The 21414-nt window shown below is 38.6% G+C and carries 18 protein-coding genes; 1 reads left to right on the forward strand and 17 read right to left on the reverse strand.

Annotation, left to right across the window (positions count from 1 at the left end; genetic code table 11):
• Positions 1–26: 26 nt before the first annotated feature.
• The 6 genes from AB3N04_RS08735 to rnhA all read right to left on the reverse strand — a co-directional run bounded on the left by AB3N04_RS08735 (position 27) and on the right by rnhA (position 6299).
• On the reverse strand, positions 27–1487 hold the full coding sequence (locus tag AB3N04_RS08735; RefSeq protein ID WP_368505667.1) for a catalase: 1461 nt from the start codon (positions 1485–1487) through the stop codon (positions 27–29).
• Positions 1488–1563: 76 nt separating this feature from the next.
• The gene (locus tag AB3N04_RS08740) at positions 1564–2016 is read right to left on the reverse strand and encodes a TlpA disulfide reductase family protein (protein WP_047973500.1); all 453 of its coding nucleotides are present in this window, start codon (positions 2014–2016) and stop codon (positions 1564–1566) included.
• Between the two features lie 83 nt (positions 2017–2099).
• On the reverse strand, positions 2100–2645 hold the full coding sequence (locus AB3N04_RS08745; protein WP_368505668.1) for a peroxiredoxin: 546 nt from the start codon (positions 2643–2645) through the stop codon (positions 2100–2102).
• Positions 2646–2916: 271 nt separating this feature from the next.
• On the reverse strand, positions 2917–4230 hold the full coding sequence (locus AB3N04_RS08750; protein ID WP_368505669.1) for a lysine N(6)-hydroxylase/L-ornithine N(5)-oxygenase family protein: 1314 nt from the start codon (positions 4228–4230) through the stop codon (positions 2917–2919).
• A 35-nt stretch (positions 4231–4265) separates the two neighbouring features.
• Entirely contained in the window at positions 4266–5627 is a 1362-nt protein-coding gene (locus AB3N04_RS08755) for an aldehyde dehydrogenase (protein WP_368505670.1), read from the reverse strand.
• A 39-nt stretch (positions 5628–5666) separates the two neighbouring features.
• Positions 5667–6299, reverse strand: coding sequence for a ribonuclease H (gene rnhA / locus AB3N04_RS08760; RefSeq protein WP_368505671.1), 633 nt, complete (start codon positions 6297–6299; stop codon positions 5667–5669).
• Between the two features lie 84 nt (positions 6300–6383).
• Between rnhA and AB3N04_RS08765 the strand changes: the two genes are divergently transcribed.
• Entirely contained in the window at positions 6384–6524 is a 141-nt protein-coding gene (locus AB3N04_RS08765; RefSeq protein ID WP_368505672.1) for a hypothetical protein, read from the forward strand.
• A 74-nt stretch (positions 6525–6598) separates the two neighbouring features.
• Here AB3N04_RS08765 and AB3N04_RS08770 read toward each other — a convergent pair whose 3' ends face one another.
• The 11 genes from AB3N04_RS08770 to AB3N04_RS08820 are packed head-to-tail and all read right to left on the reverse strand — an operon-like array spanning position 6599 to position 21379.
• Positions 6599–7591, reverse strand: a complete 993-nt coding sequence (locus tag AB3N04_RS08770) for a LacI family DNA-binding transcriptional regulator (protein WP_368505673.1) — start codon at positions 7589–7591, stop codon at positions 6599–6601.
• Between the two features lie 15 nt (positions 7592–7606).
• Positions 7607–8674, reverse strand: coding sequence for an aldose epimerase family protein (locus AB3N04_RS08775; RefSeq protein ID WP_368505674.1), 1068 nt, complete (start codon positions 8672–8674; stop codon positions 7607–7609).
• Between the two features lie 9 nt (positions 8675–8683).
• Entirely contained in the window at positions 8684–10180 is a 1497-nt protein-coding gene (galT, locus tag AB3N04_RS08780; protein WP_368505675.1) for a UDP-glucose--hexose-1-phosphate uridylyltransferase, read from the reverse strand.
• A 13-nt stretch (positions 10181–10193) separates the two neighbouring features.
• Positions 10194–11183, reverse strand: a complete 990-nt coding sequence (gene galE, locus AB3N04_RS08785) for a UDP-glucose 4-epimerase GalE (protein WP_368505676.1) — start codon at positions 11181–11183, stop codon at positions 10194–10196.
• Positions 11180–12358, reverse strand: a complete 1179-nt coding sequence (locus AB3N04_RS08790; RefSeq protein WP_368505677.1) for a galactokinase — start codon at positions 12356–12358, stop codon at positions 11180–11182. The genes galE and AB3N04_RS08790 overlap by 4 nt, the downstream gene beginning before the upstream one ends.
• The gene (locus AB3N04_RS08795; protein WP_368505678.1) at positions 12348–14321 is read right to left on the reverse strand and encodes a beta-galactosidase; all 1974 of its coding nucleotides are present in this window, start codon (positions 14319–14321) and stop codon (positions 12348–12350) included. The genes AB3N04_RS08790 and AB3N04_RS08795 overlap by 11 nt, the downstream gene beginning before the upstream one ends.
• A gap of 9 nt (positions 14322–14330) precedes the next feature.
• Positions 14331–16562, reverse strand: coding sequence for an alpha-galactosidase (locus AB3N04_RS08800; protein WP_368505679.1), 2232 nt, complete (start codon positions 16560–16562; stop codon positions 14331–14333).
• A 12-nt stretch (positions 16563–16574) separates the two neighbouring features.
• Entirely contained in the window at positions 16575–18299 is a 1725-nt protein-coding gene (locus AB3N04_RS08805) for a beta-galactosidase family protein (RefSeq protein ID WP_368505680.1), read from the reverse strand.
• A 12-nt stretch (positions 18300–18311) separates the two neighbouring features.
• Positions 18312–19154 carry a carbohydrate ABC transporter permease gene (locus tag AB3N04_RS08810; protein ID WP_368506016.1) on the reverse strand — a complete coding sequence of 281 codons (843 nt, stop codon included), beginning with the start codon at positions 19152–19154 and terminating at the stop codon, positions 18312–18314.
• 38 nt (positions 19155–19192) lie between these two features.
• Positions 19193–20047: a carbohydrate ABC transporter permease gene (locus tag AB3N04_RS08815; RefSeq protein WP_368505681.1), complete on the reverse strand. Its 855-nt coding sequence runs from the start codon at positions 20045–20047 to the stop codon at positions 19193–19195.
• A gap of 57 nt (positions 20048–20104) precedes the next feature.
• Complete coding sequence (locus AB3N04_RS08820; protein ID WP_368505682.1) at positions 20105–21379, reverse strand: ABC transporter substrate-binding protein; 1275 nt, start codon at positions 21377–21379, stop codon at positions 20105–20107.
• Positions 21380–21414 lie beyond the last annotated feature (35 nt).

A 21414-nucleotide genomic window follows, 5' to 3' on the forward strand; every position in this document is an offset into this window, starting at 1 on the left:
CTAAGATTAGACTCATCTTTCGTTTATTACAATTGCTTCAACTTCTCCACATACGGAGTAATATCTTTTCCCAGAGAATCCGCTAAACGCTGACCAAATTCTTCATCAGCACGATAGAAGTTACAGATTGCAAGCATTACCGTTTGCTCTGCTACATCTTCAAGGTCAGCAGTTATATTTTTAATCACTGCATCTTGCTCTTCTTTAGAATAACGTCTCCACACTTGACCTGCTTGACCGAAATCATTTGGTTTATCAATCGGTTGACGACCTGTTACCCCTTGGATTGGTGTTTGTGGATCAGCATAAGCACCGTCTTCTTTCGGTGTATCTTCATAACGGTTTGGTTCATAATTAATATGACCTGATTGTTCCTTAAATGTCATCGCACCATCACGCTGATTGTTATTCACTTGCGCAAATGGGCAGTTAATTGGAAGCTGTAAGTAGTTTGGACCCACACGGTATCGTTGCGTATCTGAGTATGAGAATAAACGGCCTTGTAGAAGTTTATCTTCTGAAGGCTCGATACCAGGTACGACAACACCTGGGTTAAACCCAACCTGCTCCGTTTCAGCAAACACATTCTCAGGGTTCCTGTTAAGAGTCATTGTCCCTACAAGCTGATAAGGGATATCCTCTTCAAACCAATCTTTTGTAGCATCTAATGGATCAAAATCAAATTTGTCCATATCAGCCGGATCTAGAATTTGAACATATAGATCCCACTCTGGATAGTCACCCTTTTCGATCGCCTCATATAGATCTTGTGAAGCATGATTAAAGTTATCAGCTTGCACCTTAGCCGCTTCTTCCATTGAGAGGTTCTTCTGACCTTGCTTTGGTACCCAACGGAATTTGGTGTAGACCATGTTGCCATATTCATTAATCAACTTGAAAGCATGAACACTTGATCCACGCATATGACGGTAGCTCGCCGGAATCCCTTCATCCGAGAATAGATGGGTCATCATATTTGTTGATTCAGGACGAAGCGTCATGAAATCCCAATAACGATCAGGGTCTTGAAGATTCGTACGTGGGTCAGGCTTTAAGGAATGAACCATATCAGGGAATTTCATTGCATCACGAATAAAGAATACAGGTAAATTATTACCAACAAAGTCCCAGTTCCCTTCTTCTGTAAAGAACTTGACCGAGAATCCACGCGGATCACGCAAAGTCTCAGGGGAATGCTGACCATGAATAACCGTAGAAAAGCGAACAAATAATGGTGTTTCTTGTCCCTCATTTTGGAACAAAGCAGCTTTTGTATAACGCTTTAAACTATTCTTCACCTTAAAGACACCGTGAGCACCCGCACCACGTGCATGTACGACACGCTCTGGAATACGTTCACGATCGAAGTGGGCCAGCTTTTCGATTAATTGGTAATCTTCAAGTAGCGTTGGGCCTCTTTGACCTGCTGTACGTGAATTTTGGTTATCATAAATGGGAGCACCTTGGTTTGTTGATAACTTTTTCATGATGTGAATTCCTCCTAATAGGCTTAAATATCGTTTGAAATTCTATCTTCTTCTAAAGAGTTTGAGTTTAAGAGAATTACTTCTGTTCATTTCCTAATACACGATTCACACGTTTACGCAGCATATCCATACCACTTCCGCCAGCTTGGAAGTGACGAAGCTTTCCTTCTTCATCAAATACATAGTAAGCAGGGACATATTTATTCTCAAATGCATCTGTTAATTTGTGTTCACTATCAATAAAAGTAGGCTGACTAATGTCATGACCTTGTGCCATCGCTTCAATAACAGACAACTCAAGATCTTTTTCTGAACGTGGCATGTGTACTGCCACTACATTTAATTCATCCTCAAATTCATCACGGAATTCATTGATCTCAGGCATAGCTTCCTTACACAATCCGCAACTTACAGACCAAAAATGGATTAATGTAGCTTTCCCACTTGATAGCAATTCTTCCTTTGTAACTTCATCATTTAACCATTTTGTTGCACCTGTTAATTCTGGCATTTCTTCACGTAATTTCATTTCAATTCTCTCCTTCTCTCTGAATCATTTAGGTTAGAGAAAGGGACAATCTGCCCCTTTCTATTTAATTTAAGATATTTTTATTAAAGGTTTTCTTGACCAGGCTTCCAGTTAGCCGGGCAAAGTCCACCCGTTTGCAATGCTTGTAAGACACGTAATGTTTCATCCACATCACGCCCAATGTTGTTATGATTAACGACCGAATACATTAATTCACCTTCTGGACTGATGATAAATAATCCACGAAGTGCCACTCCTTCATCTTCTACAAGAACGCCATATTCACGTGATACTGTGTGATTCGTATCAGCAGCTAATGGATAGTTCAACTCTCCAAGACCATTGTCATCACGAGATGTATTGATCCATGCTTTGTGAGTATGAACTGTATCTGTTGATACCCCAATAACCTCTGCATCTAAATCTTCAAATTCATCAAAACGATCACTCATAGAAGTAATTTCAGTTGGACATACAAAAGTAAAATCCATTGGGTAGAAAAATAATACTGTCCATTTATCGTTTTTCATATTTTCTTCAAGGCTTACTTTCGCAAATTCTTTATTAGTCATAACAGCTTCCATTTCGAATCGGGGAGCTTGTTTTGCTACCATACGTTTGTCAGTCATTGTTAGAACAACTCCTTATTTATAATTATTATTATTTGATTACAGTTATCATTTTACCCAGGTAGACAACTGATGTCAACACTTATTAATAATAATTTTAATTAAATAATTAACGTTATTAAATTTTCACTATAATCAGCATGCCAAATAGCCATATAAAAGGATTATAGGATAAGGTCCTCTTATTATCACTGTTTTAATTTTATCAATAACTGCTTATTAATGATAAATTATATGCTCACTGAAACCAAAAAAGATCATAGTCACTAGACTATGATCTGGGCTCTTTTCTATCAAATTGTTGAAAAACGGTATTTGACTGCAATGGATAAATCTCATCACCAACAATTGAATTGATAATGGTTTGGTTCCGTCTAACGGATAGTGCTAGATTTGTCGCACTAGCACCATGAGAATGCTCTAGATTAGTAAGTATGAATATATGGTTGGTACGTTCATTATGAAAGGCTAATCGATAATCACGCGTGACGACAAATTCTTTTTCACTTTCCCATTTAAAGTCATCTTGCATATTTAACAACCACTTTGGCATATACGGTTTATAGCCCGTAGCAAAAATAACCTTTTCTGATTCATGTGTAAATTCTTCTTCCTGTTGCCATTGTTCGCATTTAAGTTTATATAACCTTGGCTCTACTTTCACTACATCATTCACAGCAGTCATAGCTTGGATTGTAACGGCAAGATCTTCCCTATTGATCGAGCGGTGGTACAGAAGGTCATAAATAGCATGTAACGTTTCTGCTTCAACGCCATTTCGTAATCCACCAAGCATCGGCAAGGCATCTTTCCTTTTGTCATAAGGAAGCTTTTGAAAATAATCAACATAATCAGGAGAGAATACTTCCTGCCCTAGCTTGCCTGATTCAAGTTGAAAGAACCCCGCCGAGCGGGTGAACCACGTAAGTTGATAGTGATTGTCTACTTGCGTTTGCAGAAGATCATAAAACACTTCAGCTGCGCTTTGCCCTGATCCTACCACAGTTATGCTTCTTGCCTCTTTGAAATCTTGTTCATAATGCTTATATCGACTTGTATGAATAATATCATCATTGAGCTTTTCGTCAATTGGACTTGGGATCAATGGAGCGCTTCCCGTTCCTATCACAATATGTTCAGCCGTACACGTAAACGTTTCTTTTGACTGTACAGCCTGAACCTCTACTTGATAAATTTTATTTCCCTCATCATACACTACATCCGTAACGAGATGACCAAACTGAAGATTACCAAGCTCTGATACGACCCAATTGCAGTAATCATTGTATTCAAGTCTTGGCACATCAAATCGTTTGAAGAAATAAAATTGGTACATGCGATTGTGTACGTGCAAGTAATTAAGAAAGCTGTATCGGCTTGTGGGATTTGCAAGGGTAACTAGATCTGCCAAAAATGGTACTTGAAGGTCAGATTGCTCAAGCAACATTCCAGGATGCCACTGAAACACCTCGGATTTATCAAAAAAGACGGCTTTCTTATCCGTTCTCTCTTCAAGCAATGCAGCTAATCCTAGATTAAAAGGACCCACTCCAACACCGATAACATCGTAATGACTATCTTTCATTTATGATTACCTACCCATCTTAGATTTTCAACGAGCTAATTCATTAATTTGCGCAATACCTTCATCGTTAATTTACCTTGTTTATATCTTAATGGAAGATCTACTTTTGTGGATTGCTTCAATATACTCTTGCGATGGGAGAATGTACGGAAGCTTTCCACTCCGTGATAGGCACCAGTCCCACTCTCACCTACACCACCAAAAGGTAAGTAAGGAGTAGCTAAGTGCATTACCGTATCATTGATGCAACCACCCCCAAAAGATACGTTTTCAGTAATTGTTGCTTCAACCTTTTGGCTTTCTGTAAAGACATATAGAGCAAGCGGGTTCGCTTTTTCACGAACTTTATCTAATACTTCATTAAGTGATTGGTACGTAAATATCGGAAGAATCGGTCCAAAAATCTCTTCTTGCATAATGGATGAGTTCCATTCTACATTTGTTAAAATCGTTGGTGTTAGTGTGCGGTTCTCCACATTGTAATGACCACCTAGTTGGACTTCACCATCATGTATAAACCCTACTAACCGTTCTAAATGACGCTCACTTACGACTTGCGGATAGGTTCTTTGCTCCAACGCTTTATCAAATAATGCTTTAGTATGCTTTTTGATCTTTTTCAAAAAGGCAGGGTACACTTTTTCATGTACCAGAACATAGTCAGGTGCTACACAGGTTTGACCAGCATTTAAAAATTTCCCCCAGGCAATTCGCTTAGCAGCAAGGTCTAACTTCGCATCATCAGAAACAATAGCTGGACTTTTGCCACCGAGCTCAAGTGTTATGGGAGTCAAATTCTTTGAGGCTGCTTCCATTACGATCTTTCCGACTCCTACACTTCCCGTAAAGAAAATATAATCAAATGGCTCTCTTAATAGAGCTTGACTCACATCAACCGCACCTTCTACCGTTTTGATGTACTCTTCATCAAAGGTTTCATCTAATAGTTTAGCAATTACTCTAGATGTGTGTGGGGTTAACTCTGAAGGCTTAACGATGGCACAGTTTCCAGCAGCGATTGCTCCGACTAAAGGAGAGAGCGCTAATTGAAGGGGATAGTTCCAAGGAGCAATAATTAAGGCCACACCATACGGTTCATAATGAATTTTTCCAATTGATCCGACATGAGAAGCAGGTGTTTTAACCTTTTCTGGTTTCATCCATTCTTTTAGATGCTTAAGCGTATGCGTGATTTCCTGATACGTTGGGCCAAGCTCTGTTAAAAAAGCTTCTTCATTCGTTTTATTAAGATCTTTTTTCAATGCTTCAAGCAACTCATCTTCATTTTGCTGCATGGCTTCTTTTAACCGTTCTAATTGCTTTTTTCGGTAGCGGTATTCTTTTGTTTGACCAGTATAGAAGAACTGCTTCTGCTTTTCTCGTAACGACGTGTACATAGTTGGCCCCCTTTAATTAGTGTTTTCTTAACTATAACTTTATTTTCTTCCGTAGTCTGCTTTGATCTCTCCCCATTTTTCCGTGTGCCATTTTAAGATTGGGTTTTGATAATCATTTTCCTGTAACCATTTTTCGGCACGATCCATAAGGGACCAAATATATGCCGTTCTCTCGTTGCGATCAAGTGTTGATTTTGCTTTCTTTTGTTTGACCCATTTAATAGCAGTCATCGAATCTGAATAAATAGGTTTATTTGAACCTTGCTCTTTTAAATAGGCTAATCCATGGACAATCGCCAGAAACTCACCCATGTTATTAGTCCCGATATGAATTTCATCATGAGCAAATAAAATTTCACCCGTCTGGGTGTGAACTCCTTTGTATTCAACAATTCCAGGGTTCCCTCTACAACCAACATCTACTGAAATGCTATCCCAGTTCACTTCTGCTACAACATCTACTTCTTTTTTTGCAGAAGTGCTTCTTTTGGTTTTTGATGGCGATCCCGATGTTGTTCCTCCGCTAAAAGCTGCCTTTGCTTCAGCTTCTGACTGAAAGGACTTAAAACGAGCTCCTGTGAAGCCTTTTACTTGTGCTTCACATTCTGCCCAAGTGGTAAAAATACCTTTTTTCCGTCCATTCCAAACCACATAATATTTCTTTTTGGCCATCGTGACACCTTCTTCGTATAAGTTTTCGCTTTAATCAAATAGTAACAATGAAACCATAATTACACAACGAAAGGAGTACTGGTGATGACTAAACGTAATAAGCAACAAAATAAAGCACTTACTAATAACCAAACACCAACAGAAAGCATGTTTAATCAAGAAGTAGCAAGCGAAATGATTGATAATGGATCGAATAAAGCAAATCGTAAAGGGAAAGAAAAGTAATTGAAAGGATTTTAAGAACATCAAAGAGGAGGGGGCCAATCCCCCTCCTCTTTGATGTTCTTATGTTGATGATCTTAAAAACTACTATCTCTAATAATTAATTCCGTCGACAAAGTTACCTTTTTCGTTACTACACGATCTTCAGTAATTCGCTCTACCAATAAATCGACAGCTGCTTCTCCCATTTGTTCTGTAAACACTTTAACAGTCGAAAGAGATGGGTAGACATATTTAGATAAGCTAATATCATTGACTCCAATAATATTCACTCTCTCAGGTACGTTAATTCCTTCTTCTAACAAAGCTTTTACACAACCAATTGCCATCGCATCATTCCCAACGAAAAAGGCAGTAGGCAACTGATCACCATGATCTTCAATCGCTTGCTTCATTAGCTTATATCCATCATTGACTGAAAATTGAAGAATATAGACCCAATCTTCGTTCAAGCGATCTCTTTCTCTTAAATACTCTCGAAACATTTTTTCCCGTGGATCTTCTAGTACAGTTGTCTCATTGCGAAACGTTTCATGACCACCAATATAACCAATTTCTGTATGCCCTTGTTTTTCAAGATATTCAAGTACTTTATATGTAGCTTTCTCAAAATCGATCACAACAGAATCATACTTATCACAGGGAGGGCTGTAATCAACAAAGACAATATTTTCAGAAACCGCATTCATTTCTTTAATTTGCTCAACACTAAATTTCCCTACTGCAATAATGCCTTCAATTCCGTTCTTTTTCATTTTATCTAAATCATCATAGTAGAATTTCACAAGCTCTAATCCTTGTTCTTCACACTGCTTTTCTACACCTAATCGAATAGACATATAATACAGATCATCTAGCTCTTCTTTTTCTGTATACCAATGGAGAATCGATATCTTCCTTGAAGAAGCTTTTCTTTTTTTATATTTAGTGTAAGAAAGCTCTTCAGCCGCTTCGAAGATCCGCTTTTTTGTCTCGTCTCCGACCGACAATGTAACATCATAATTAAGAACCCTTGAAACCGTTGCTATCGAAACGCCTACTTTTTCTGCGATATCTTTTATTGTAGCCATAATCATATACCCCTTTTACATACGGTTTACAGAAAACGCAAAGACTGTATTTGAATGGTACCGTTCTCCTTTACGAACAATTGGTGATGTGAATCTCTCATTATGAATGGCATTAGGAGGACTTTGAGTTTCTATACAAATCCCGCTATGTTTCTTTATGTTTTTTCCATTTACGACAAAAGAATGTTGAAGATGGTTACCTGTATATATAACTGCTGCTTCAGCGTCTGTTCGTACTTCTACCTGACGACCTGTTGCTGGATCTTTTAGGCTCACCTTCCGTTCATCTCGATCTAATAAAAACGGATGATCTATGCCACCGTTGGCTAAATCTACTTGCTTATTGTTTCCAACCAATACATCCTCGATGGCCTTCTCTGTTCTAAAGTCAAAACAACTATCATCTAAACCGACATGATGCTTAGTTCCTCTAGGCAATGAATTACTCATTAATGGTAAAAAATGATCACTATTAATCATAAGTTTATGATTTAAGATAGAGTTTTCAACCTCACCTGACAAATTAAAGTATGTATGATTAGTCAGATCTAATAAAGTATCTTCATCTGTTATGCCTTGATAGGTGATAAGAAGTTCATTATTATCTGTAAGGATATACGATACACATAAATCAACGTTTCCAGGGTAGCCTTCTTCCCCATCCTTACTCGTATAAGTGAATTGGATACCTAGTTGTCCTAGAGAATCCTCTATAAACTGGCCATTCCAGATGACTTTTGACAAGCCATTCACTCCCCCGTGCAAGTGGTTACCCTTTTCATTCTTAACTAACTGATACTCTTTATTGTTTAAAGTAAACGTTGCACCAGATATTCTTCCAGCAACCCGACCTACCACCGATCCTAAATAATGAGTATTTTCATAGTATTCTTTGATATCATCGTATTTTAACACTATATTCTTAAAATTCCCCTCGCGATCGGGAGTCACTATGTCCGTTATTGTGCACCCGTAGTTTAGAGCTGTTACTTTTATCCCTGCACTATTTTCAATGGTGAAAGCCAATATACTCTCACCATTGAATTCGGCAACTTTTTCTTTGTATTGTTTATTAATCATCATTCGCCCACCTTATTGTACACGATCTAACGTGTGGACGAATGTTTGAAAGGCTGATTGGCCAATACTCGTTTGCTTAAACACCCCTGCATCTTCAAGTACCCGAGCAAATTTTCTCCCTAATTCATCTTGTATGATCTGTTCAACATTTTCTTTCATCAATGTTTGACGGTAGCGATCCTTTAACTCTTCAACCCAGTTGAGGTGGTAATCTTTTACTTTTGTAGTTTGATCCCCCATCAAGTAAGCTTTTATTTCTTCAAGTTCATCTTTAAGACGCGGAGGTAAAACGGCTAAACCCATCACTTCAATTAATCCGATGTTTTCTTTTTTGATATGATGAACATCTGGATGCGGATGGAAAATACCTTCTGGAAATTCGTCATTCGTTCGATTGTTTCTTAGAACAAGGTCTATTTCAAACTGACCGTCTCGCTTTCGCGCAATAGGTGTCACTGTATTATGCGGCGTTTCACCAGTATGACTAATAATCTCTACAGTATCATCGTTATATTCTTTCCACTGTGAAAACACATGTGTACTTGCTTGGATCAATTCCTCTTTATTAGTAGAACGTAATCTAATCACAGACATCGGCCATTTCACCAAATGGCTACTCACATCTTTGAATTGCCTCATATTAAATGAATAGGTTTCCGGTGCTTCTGCCATGGCAAAGTCGTATCTTCCACCTTGATAGTGATCATGAGATAAGATAGATCCTCCAACTATTGGAATATCCGCATTTGACCCTGCAAAATAATGTGGGAAAGTCCCAACAAAGTCCAAGAGGCGCTCAAACGTTTTTGTACCAATTTTCATATCTCGATGTTCAGTGGAAAGTAAGATGCAATGCTCGTTGTAATACACATAAGGTGAGTATTGCAACATCCAACTCTCACCTGCTACCTCTGCGCGCACCATACGATGATTCGCTCTTGCAGGGTGCCCTACACGACCTTCAAACCCTTCGTTTTCAATACAGAGTAGACATTTCGGATAATTCGTCTCTGGCTGATTTTTTGCTTTAGCAATGGCTTTGGGGTCTTTTTCAGGTTTAGAAAGATTAATCGTAATATCCAAATTACCATATTCAGTTTCAGCTTTATAATGAATATTTTTAGCAATTCGCTTCGTTTGAATATAGTTACTACTTCGACTCAGTTTATAAAAATAGTCTGTCGCCACTACTGGATCTTCTTTATATTTTTCATAGAATATCCGGTTTAACTCTGACGGACTTGGCATAAAACAGTCCATGATCTTTGCAGCTAAAACCTCTTTATCGTCTAACACATCTTCGGTTATATTCTCACTCACAGCGTAATCTACTAACGCATCAAGCAAGTCTGGAATTGTGTGATCGGTTGTGAACACTTCCTCATTAAATGTATCTAAACGTAAATGACTTAGAATGCGATTACGACAATAGATCTCGTCCATGGGATCAATTAATTGTTGGTCAATTGCTTGTTTAAGTAGGGATGTAATCGTTGAAAATACATTCATCTTCTCATCTCCTTTAATTGTTATACCCACGTGGATGACCCTCGTGCCAATTCCAAGCATCTTGGATAATTTGTTTAATCGATGTACGTTTACCAGACCAGTTTAAGACACGCTTAGCTTTATCTGAAGATGCAATAAGCTTACTAGGGTCGCCCTTCCGTCTCTCCCCTATTTTTAGCGGGATAGGGTGCCCAGTGACTTCTCTCGCCGCTTCAATAATCTCTAGTACAGAAAAGCCTTGGCTGCTCCCTAAATTAAACACATCACTTTGTCCCCCATCTATTAAGTAATCCAACGCAAGGATGTGAGCATCAATAAGATCTTCCACATGAACGTAGTCTCTTACACAAGTGCCATCTGGCGTATCATAATCATCTCCAAAAATGATAATTTGTTCACGTTGTTCCAAGGCAGTTTGTAAGACTAGGGGGATTAAATGAGTCTCTGGAAAATGGTCTTCTCCGATTGCTCCATCACTTCTAGCCCCAGCTACATTGAAGTATCTTAATGATACATAGTTAATTCCGTAAGCTTCTTGGCACCATTTCATCATTTTCTCCATAATTAATTTTGTTTCACCATAAGGATTTGTCGGAACTGTGGGCATGTCCTCTGTAATCGGAACATGCATAGGTTCACCATATGTCGCAGCTGTTGAAGAGAAGACGATCTGATTGACACCATGCTTATTCATCACCTCTAAAACAACTTCGGTTCCAGTGACATTATTATTGAAATATTTAAGTGGCTGTTCCATCGACTCCCCCACTAGAGAGTTCGCCGCAAAGTGGATCACAGCTTCAATCTTTTCTTTCTGAAAAACGCTATCTACCCATTCTTTGTCACGAATATCACCTTCATAGAACGTAGCATCTTGATGAATAGCTTCAAGGTGACCTGACTGCAAATTATCGATGACAACGACATCGCGACCTTGCTCAATCAGTTGATAAACAGCATGCGATCCGATATACCCTGCTCCACCCAGTACTAAAATACTCATATATGAACTCCCTCCTTCACTTCTCTAGCTCCGTCTCCAATGCTCGCTATATAAAAAGTCGCTTCATAACCAATCTTTTCTTCATATATCTTACTTACGTTTTCAATAAACGCTTCGATATGTTCTTCTTCAACAATCGCGATGGCACATCCGCCAAATCCAGCACCAGTCATTCTTGCCCCTAAAACTCCAACTTGCTCCCAAGCAGCTGAAACAAGGGTATCTAATTCAATTCCAGTTACTTCATAATCAAACTGGAGAGAGCGATGCGAATCATTCATTAACTCTCCAAATTTCTTAAGGTCCTGATGCTTTAATGCCTCTAGTGCTTTAATCGTACGTTGATTTTCATATACGGCATGCTTGGCACGTTTTTTTATTGTCTCATCTTCGATCACAGAACTTACTTCTTCGAATTGTTGCTCTGTCAATTGTCCTAAAGAATCTATGTTTAAGACGTTTTGAATATCGGCCAGAGCTTGCATACATTCGCTTCTTCGTTCATTGTACTTGGACTCTGCAAGTTCACGCCTTTTATTTGTGTTGATGATTAAGATCTTTCTATTTTCAAGGTTTAGCTTTGCGTACTTGAACTGGAGTGTTTGACAGTCTAGTAGTATCCCATGCTCTTTTTTTCCCATGCCAATAGCAAACTGATCCATAATTCCACTATTTACACCAATGAATTCATTTTCTACTCTCATTCCGATTTTCACTAAATCTAAACGGTCCAACTCTAAGTCAAATAGTGACTCAAGCATTGCTCCTGTAACAAGCTCTATCGACGCTGATGATGAAAGCCCTGCACCATTTGGTATGTTCCCATAAAATAACACGTCCATACCAGACCCTATTTCATGGTTTTCTTTCATGTATTTAAGCATTCCTTTAGGGTAATTTGCCCAGTCATGACGTTCATCATAATCTAAACTGTCTAAATCAAACTCAATGACCCCTTCAGCTGGGAAGTTAGTTGAATACAAACGTACTTTACGATCTGATCTCTTATTTGCAAGAGCATACGTACCGTAAGTAATCGCACATGGAAATACGTTCCCCCCATTATAATCAGTGTGTTCGCCGATCAAATTAATACGACCCGGAGCAAAGAATACTCTCACATTTTTTGAATGGAATAGTTTTTCATATTCAACAACTAACTCTTCATACTTCATACCATTCGCCACCTTCACTCACTCGTAACACCTTGTATCCATATGGCTCTAGCTTTATGGATTGGAATGTTTCTTCTACCCCGTTATGGTTAGTCAGCATATAATAATCTGTGCCATCTACTATTCTTCTTACCAATTCCACACCTTCAACAGTTTCAACGGTCTCCACATGTACAGATGCCGCTATATCTTCTACAAGGGCATTTAATGCCTCGTCTTCTAATGCACCACCTACGTAGATCGCTTGCCCTTTACCGAACTTATTCACTGTGACACATGCGTAATCCTTATAGAATGGGTCATTGTATGAATAAAGTGCTTCTGCTGTCGTCGGGGCTACAAGATCGCGCCACACTGTACAAGATGTCACTCTTCCGTCTCCACGATTGGATCTAACTTGCACACGTTGGCCCTCATGTAAAGACTCTGATTCTTCTATTTCAATTCCTAGCAAATTAGTTAAAGCACCTGGGGTCATTTCACCTAATTCTAGATTATTATCCTTGTTCTTCACTCCTGCTCGATAACTCATAATGACCGTTCCGCCGTTTAATACATATTCTTCTAAACGTCTTACGAGATCTTTGTCTATTAACTTCATCACAGGTACAAGGACAATTTTGTAATCTGAAAAGTCTACATCGTAGCGAATCACATCTATTGAGCTATTCAAATGATGAAACGGACGATACAATCGTAATAATTCATTCGTAAAGTTAAATTGAGAGCTTTGTTGTTGATACCTCCACGACCATACGTTATCAAAATCATAGATCGCTGCAACTTGACCCTTCATTGGAGAATCCACAATCTCTTTTCGGGAAGAGATCTCTTCAAAGAACTGTTGGACTTCTTTATATTTTCGAGTTTCTTTATTATTCGCATCAACTATTCCCAAGCAGTATTGTTCAGCACCACGTGTCATCCCACGCCAGCGGAAGAACAACATATTGTTACATCCATGAGCAAATGCATGAAATGCCCATGCTTGAGCTTGCTTCGGTCTAGGAAGATACCCAATGACATCATGCCCTTGTGCACCCATTAGTTCTTCTACAATCCAAAAATTCTCTTGCTTCAACCCTCTTACGAAATCTAATGTCATCGATAGATGACTAGGAGATATAGGTTCTTTCAATCCACCCCAAACTGGATAATTATCATAAGAGACGAAATCAAGATCACGAGAAAAGTCATTATGATCAAACCATTTATCGAAGAATCCACCTGGAAGATTTGTAGTCACAGTTTGATGATCGCCTTTTAATTCACGCACTGTAGCAAGATGTCTTTTCGCGAACTCACTCAGTGAATATGAACGGAATCTCGCCCAGTCGAGAAGTAAACTTGGATTATGAACAGTAATTGTTTTTGTTGGAATTACAATCTCTGTAAAAGAGTTGTACGTCTGTCCCCAGAAAATCGTTCCATAACGGGCGTTTAGTTCATCTATCGTTTGGTATTTTTTCTCTAAAAAGCTTTGAAAGTCAAGTTCACATTGGGAGCAATAGCACATATCACTACCTTCATGTCCAAGCTCATTATCAATTTGCCATGAAACAATACTCTTTTCATCTTGATAATGAGCTACTAGCTTCTGAACAATCTTTAGTGAGTACTCATTATATACAGGAGAGTTATAGCAATACTGTCTTCTTCCGCCAAACGCCATCTTCTGACCATGTTCATCACGAATAAAGATACTAGAGTCCTTTTTAGCTAACCACGCTGGGAAGGTTGCTGTCGGAGTTCCAAACATCACAGTAAGTTCATATTTTTTCGCTTGCTCTATCACATGATCAAAAAAAGAAAAGTCATACTTTCCTTCTTCCGGTTCCATTAAGTGCCACGCAAATTCACCGATCCGAATCATGTTAGAGCCCATATCTTTTATTCTTTTAAGGTCTTCCTCCATCATCTTTACATCCCAGTGCTCTGGGTAATAATCCACTCCTAGAAACATCCCTATCACCTATTTTTCTATTTTTAAATAATACACGTTTGATTGGAAATCTCCGCCACGTTCGGCTTTTGAGGCATTGACTCCGTTAAACTCCGTGGTAAGTGGTATTCCTCTGTTCATTAATTCGTCGCCATAGTATGGACGATTTAAACCTTCTATTTGGTATGAAGCATTTTCTATTAATCCCTTTAATCGTACTGTCTGCTCTTTACGGTTGTTCGGTGTCGCTAGCACTTTATACCACCCTACTAACGCTTCACTTCGGTCTTGACTCACAACCATCCATGCCGTTTCATTCGATTCAAATGGGCTTTGCAACCGGTAAAATTCCCCTGTACGAATCAAATGACGATAGGTTTTGTAATTGCTTATTTGAGCTTTTACCATGTCTTCCTCTTCCTGAGAGAGTTCTTGAGGATTAAGCTCATAACCAAACGTCCCGAAATAAGCAACATTCGCTCTCGTTTCTAAAGGGGTCGAACGCAACGTTTGATGATTAGGTACAGCTGAAACATGCGAACCGATCGAGTAAAGAGGGTAAACTAATGAAGATCCATATTGAATTTTCAATCTTTCCATAGCATCAGTATCATCACTTGCCCACGCTTGTGGTGCATAACGGAACATACCAGGATCGAATCGTCCACCTCCACCGGCACATGATTCAAATAACACATGTGGATAGTTCGTCGTTAATCTCTTATAAAGATCATAGACACCTAAAAGATAACGATGGAAAAACTCATCTTGTTGATGCACCGCTAAACCTCGTGAGTAAGCCTCTGTAATATTACGATTCATATCCCACTTAATATAGCTCAATTGTGTACGCTCAATAATGTCTGACATTTTTTCATAAATGTAATCGACAATTTCTTTTCTAGTAAAGTCTAGAACAAATTGATTCCGTCCATATGAGCGCTCTCTTCCTGGTGTGCCAATGGCCCAATCTGGATATTCTCTATTTAATTCACTATTAGGACTGACCATTTCTGGTTCAAACCATAAGCCAAATTCAAGACCAGTTTCTCTTACTTTTGCAGAAAGTGACTCTAGACCCTCAGGTAACTTGGACCTGTCTTCCCCCCAATCACCTAATGAAGTCGTATCATCATTTCTCTGTCCAAACCAACCGTCATCTAGGACGAAAAGCTCAATCCCAAGCTCTTTTGCACGTTTGGCAAATGAGACTAATTTCTCCTCATTAAAGTCAAAATAAGTTGCTTCCCAGTTATTGATTAAAATGGGACGGTTTCGATTTCTCCAGTACGGAGCGATGAGATGTTCTTGGTAAAATTTATGAAAAGATTGACTCATGCCGTTCAACCCTTGATCAGAATAGGTCATGACTACTTCTGGCGACTCATATACTTCATCTTTACTCAAGTTCCACTCAAAACGAGTTGGATGAATTCCTACACTCACTCTCGATTGCTCATAATGATCCACTTCTACTTGAGCAAGAAAATTACCACTATACACTAAGTTAAAACCATACACCTCACCTTGATGTTCCGTCGCATCCATTGTTTGAAGTGACATAAATGGGTTATGGTGATGAGAGCTTGCTCCTCGTAAGCTCGAAATCGCTTGAATGCCTGGCTCTAGCTTTCTTTTGTGAATATGACGCTCTCTAGCCCAAGTACCGGAAAGTTGTGTCATGATGAGATCCTTCGTTGGAAAATCAATACTTGCACTCATCATTCTTTCAATCGAAAATGCTTGATCGCTGTTGTTTTTTAACTTGGCGCTTCTTGTTATGATAGAATGTTCTTCAAAAATGGTATAAATAAGAGTTAGTTCAGCATTTAAGATGGTATCTTCTAACACAAGTTCTAACGTAGATGCTTCTTTTTCCTCATTTACAAAGGTTGATGGCAACTCGCGTAATTCCTTCTTCCCTGAAGTCACCTTATAAGAGACCAACTTAAAATCTGTAATATGACTACCATTCTCTTGGCGAATGCTAAGAGCAGGTTCTCTGAAGTCTGAAGTGCCATAGACTGGATACTCCTGTTTTACTGTTTCAAGACTAAAAGCAGGATCATCAACATAGGTATGGCAACTTGCACCTGTTGGAACATCAGTGATTTGAAAGTGGGAATAATCTTCATCGATTCGCAATGCCTTGCCGAAGTATAAATGGCCAAGGTGTCCATTTTTTAATTTATTTATGATATAACTTACTTTCCCATTAGTTAAATGAAATTGCGTCTTTTCTTGATTTATAATAATTGGCATAAGATACTCTCCTTACCCTAACTCTGGCTGGTCTGTGAATGTTACAGCATTCGAATGATGACCTTCTAACTCTAAAACTACGATACGGTTCTTACCGCGCTTTAACAGTGGGCCTGGTATAAATAATGTTTTTTGAGGACCCACTTCCCAATATCTACCTATGTTTGTGTTGTTCACATACACATTACCTTTAGTCCAACCTTCGAGATTGATAAACGTATCTGCTACTTCATCCACTTCTAATTCACCATGGAAAAACTTCGGGAACCGTTCGTCTTTATTACTATTAAAATGAATGCTACAATCGTCAGTCAACTCAAGAGGGTACATCTCCCACCCAGAATGAAACCTTCCATTAATCCAAAGGTTATCGATTAGCCCTTTGCTATCTTTCATCTTTTTTCCATAATTTACTCGGCCCATATTTTCTACAAAAAGTTCCAAAGTATTACGGTCTTCTGGAAACTCAATAGATATTGTTTTATCAGGGTCATTTCGATAAACTACTCTCTCAAATTGACCATTCACATATAAGTAAGCTCGGTCTCTAATTGGTGTGGTATCAACTTCATAAACACCTTTTCCTGTAATTTGAACTCGATACAATGTATAGCCATACGCTTGATCTAATTGTTCCATCGATAAAGGACGAGGATGAATCACTGGTTGTGTTAAGGAATCAACCAAATCGAATAGACTGATAGATTCTATTAATCGCAATTCTCCATACGCTTTTTTCTGAATTGGCTCTGGCAACTCATTCGAAACGTTTGTATACTTCCTTAATACATTTTGCACTTGTTTATACTTTTCAGTAATCTCTCCACTTTCACTTAACAAAGCGTCATAGTCATAGCTTGTAATTGTCGGCGTATAGGCCTCATAATGATTGGCACCGTTATAGAACCCAAAATTTGTTCCACCGTGAAACATATAATAATTAACACTCATATTTTTTTCGAGCATTTCTTCAAAAACAGCTGCTACATCAGCTGCATTTCTTGTATGATGTTCTCCACCCCAGTAGTCAAACCATCCAATCCAGAACTCCATACACATCTTCGGTGATATTTTTTTGAAGCCCGTTAACTCTTTTAGGGCATTTTCGACTCTCGATCCAAAATTAAGTGTCGTCAATACATGAGGCAGGGAACCTGCTTGAATCATATCTGGACCATCTGATGTAAACAAAAGAACATCAATCCCACGGTTTTTCAAACCTTCTTCTAAATGAGTTAAATATGCTTCCTCATCACCAAAACCGCCATACTCATTCTCAATTTGGACGGCAATGACCGGGCCCCCATGAGAGGATAATAACGGTTGAATGCGCGGAATAAGCTCATCATAATATTCATCAACATGCTTCAAATATGTTGGATCTGAACAACGCAATTCAATGTTTTTATCTTTTAATAGCCATGCTGGTAATCCACCGAATTCCCATTCTGCACAAATATAGGGAGAAGGACGCAAGATCACGTATAACCCGACCTCCTCTGCCACTTTCACAAATGATTCAAAGTCTGCGATTCCATCAAAGTCAAACTGCCCTTTTTTTGGTTCGTGCAAGTTCCAAGGGATATAAGTTTCCACTGTATTTAAACCAAGAACTTTAAGTTTTAATAAACGATCCTTCCAATAGGCAGGCACCACTCTAAAATAGTGGATACTTCCTGATAACACACGAAACTCTTCTCCATTAAGTAAAAACTTATCTTGGTCAGTCGTTAACATTTAGCATCACTCCTATTTAATAGCACTACCTAACATACCCGAGATAAAGTGCTTCTGAAGCACAAGGAAAAACACTATGATTGGAACGGTTGCGATTGTAACACCTACCATCACTTGCCCGTAGTCAACATAAGAGAAGCCCATTAGACTAGATAAAGCGACTGGGAACGTGTACATATCTTGTGACTGAATAGCAATTAACGGCCACATGAAGTTGTTCCATTGCATCATAAACAAAAAGATCGCCGTAGCCGCCAAAGCGGGTTTCATCGATGGGAGAACAATTTGTAAAAATACACGGAATTCAGAGGCACCATCAAGACGAGCAGATTCAAGTAGCGCTTTTGGAAATGCTAAGAAGTTCTGTCTCATTAGAAAGATCGCAAACGGATAACTAAGCATTGGTGCAATCAAAGCAAAATATGTGTTTAATAGATTGAATCTCGCCATTAATTGAAATAATGGAATTAACGTTGCTTGATATGGAATCATCATCGACAGTAAGAAAACTAGAAAGATTATTTTGTTCCCTTTAAACTCAAACTTCGCCAGAGCATATGCCGCCATTGTACATACAGCTAAGGCAAGCACCACATACAGTCCAGAAACTAGCGCCGAATTAAATAAAACTCTTCCAATTCCCACTGTATTATTTAAATTCGTTAAATTGGTCATAAACTCTCCACCAGGTAACAATGTTGGTGGACTGGAAAACATTTTCCCTGATGTGTTCGTTGCCCCTATAAACATCCAATAAAAAGGAAAGATCGAGATTATTGTAAAGAGCAATAGTACACTATACAGACCTATTTTCTTTCGAATAGTTTTTCTTCTATTTGCACGAGGAGTATTCATCTTTTTTCCTGTTTTTTGGGGATTGCTTACAAGATTACTCATTTCTTTTCCTCCGTCAATTTGAATTGTACAAAGGCAAGGATTGCTACTAAGACTACAACCGTATAAGCAATTGCCGATGCATAACCAAAATCAAAATACTCAAAACCACTCTCATAAATGTATAGACCTAGTGTCATTGTTGAATTACCAGGTCCCCCACCTGTGAGGTTAAATGGTTCATCGAATAATTGTAAGGTTCCAATAGTTGATAGAATTGCTACAAATAAAATCACTGGTTTTAATTGTGGGATGGTGATATAGAAAAATTGTCTAATTTTACCTGCTCCATCGATGTCTGCCGCTTCATATACATCTGTCGAAAGATTTTGTAGAGCTGCCAAGAAGATCACCATGTTATACCCTGTCCAGCGCCATGTCATGGCCATGATAATTGAGAACTTTGCCCAAAACGGATCAGATAACCAAGGAATAGAACTGAGACCTACCATGTTTAAAATGTTATTAAATAACCCCTCATCTTGGAGCATGATTGAAAACAATATAGAGTAAGCCACAAGAGAGGTAACTGCTGGTAAAAAGAAGGACACTCTAAAGAATCCCTTAAGTTTTAGTAATTGATTATTCAATGCTGTGGCAAGAATTAATGCCAAAAATATCATGATTGGCACTTGGAAAATAAAAATGATAAATGTGTTTGTTAATGCACTCGTAAAAATTGAATCATTAAACAATCGAGCATAGTTCGCTAACCCTACAAATACATACTCCCCCTGCTCCATTCGCTGAAAGCTAAGGATCAAGGAGGCTATGATGGGGTAGACAGTAAACAAAGCAAATAAAATTAGAGCCGGTGCGAGAAAAAGATAAGGAAAATATTTTTGTTTATTCATAATGCCCTCCGTCTAAAATACAAGGGTTGATACTAGTATCAACCCTCTTAATAACTATTAATTTCCGATACGGTTTTCTACCTGTCTATTTGCTTCTTCTAGTGCTTCTTCAATATCTTTACCATTTGTAATTGCTGATTGAGCCTTGATTGATTCATCTTGAGCAATGGCGAAGTTACCTGTGTAATTCACGCCAGGAATATCATCCATCTCATCGGCGAACAATGTCCAAATCGCTTGATTACTGAAGAATTCATCTTCTTGAGTAAATAACTCGTGCCCATAAATTGTGTTAAGCGAAGGGAATAATCCACCTTCCATTGCTTCCAATTGAACTTCATCTGTTGTAGCAAAGAATTCCATGAACTCATAAGCTAAGTCTTCATTATCTGTTGCAGATGGAATCACATAGTTACTACCACCTAAGTTAGAAGCCCGGTTGCCACCTTCTTCAAATGTAGGAAGTTGCATCACACCCCAGTTCCCAGCTGTATCAGGACCTTGTTGTGTAATAGAACCATACAACCAAGCTCCAGATGGTGCAATCGCGACGCGTCCTTCTACCATTGATCCAACCCAGGCATCCCAACCTACTGTATTTCGTACTAGCCCTTCTTCATGAAGTCGTTTGTTGACTTCCATTGCACGTTTAGACTCTTCAGATGTTATGTTAATTTCACCTTCATCATCAAAGTAAAAAGTACCCTGTTGGTTCAGCATCATACGGTACAAACCATCATCACCATGTAAATCAAGTCCGATTAAATCTACTCCAACATCTTCTTTAATTACTTTACCTGCTTCAATTAAGTCGTCCCAAGTTTCGATCGCATCAGCGTCGACACCAGCTTCTTCAAAGAAATCTGTACGATAGAAAACCCCAGTAGGACCACCATCAAATGGGAATCCATACACATCTCCATCTACAGTTAAAAGATCTAACTTATATGAAGGGAAATCAGAAGAATGCTCTTCAAATCCTTTTTCGGAAAGATTCATGAATGAACCTGGGAAAGAATTTAAGTATCCTTGAACACGATCATCTTCAACTAATACAATATCAGGCAGACCTTGACCGCCTGCTTGTAAGCCTGTTGTTAAACGTGAATACACATCAGATGTTCCCATTTCAACGACTTCTAGTTCAAAGTCTGGATTCTCTTCTGCAAATTTCTCTGCTGCTAACTCTAGTACTGGTACGTTTACATTCCAAGCCCAAGCCGTTAACTTATTATCACTACCTGATCCTGTGGAATCTGAACCGTTTCCACACGCTGCTAAAATCATCGTTGCTCCGATAATACCCGCCATTATTTTAAATGTTTTTTTCAATTGAATCCCTCCAAAATCTCCTCGAATCTTTTTGT

This window comes from Alkalihalophilus sp. As8PL (assembly GCF_040939795.1).
Lineage (GTDB): Bacteria > Bacillota > Bacilli > Bacillales > Bacillaceae_D > Alkalihalophilus > Alkalihalophilus lindianensis.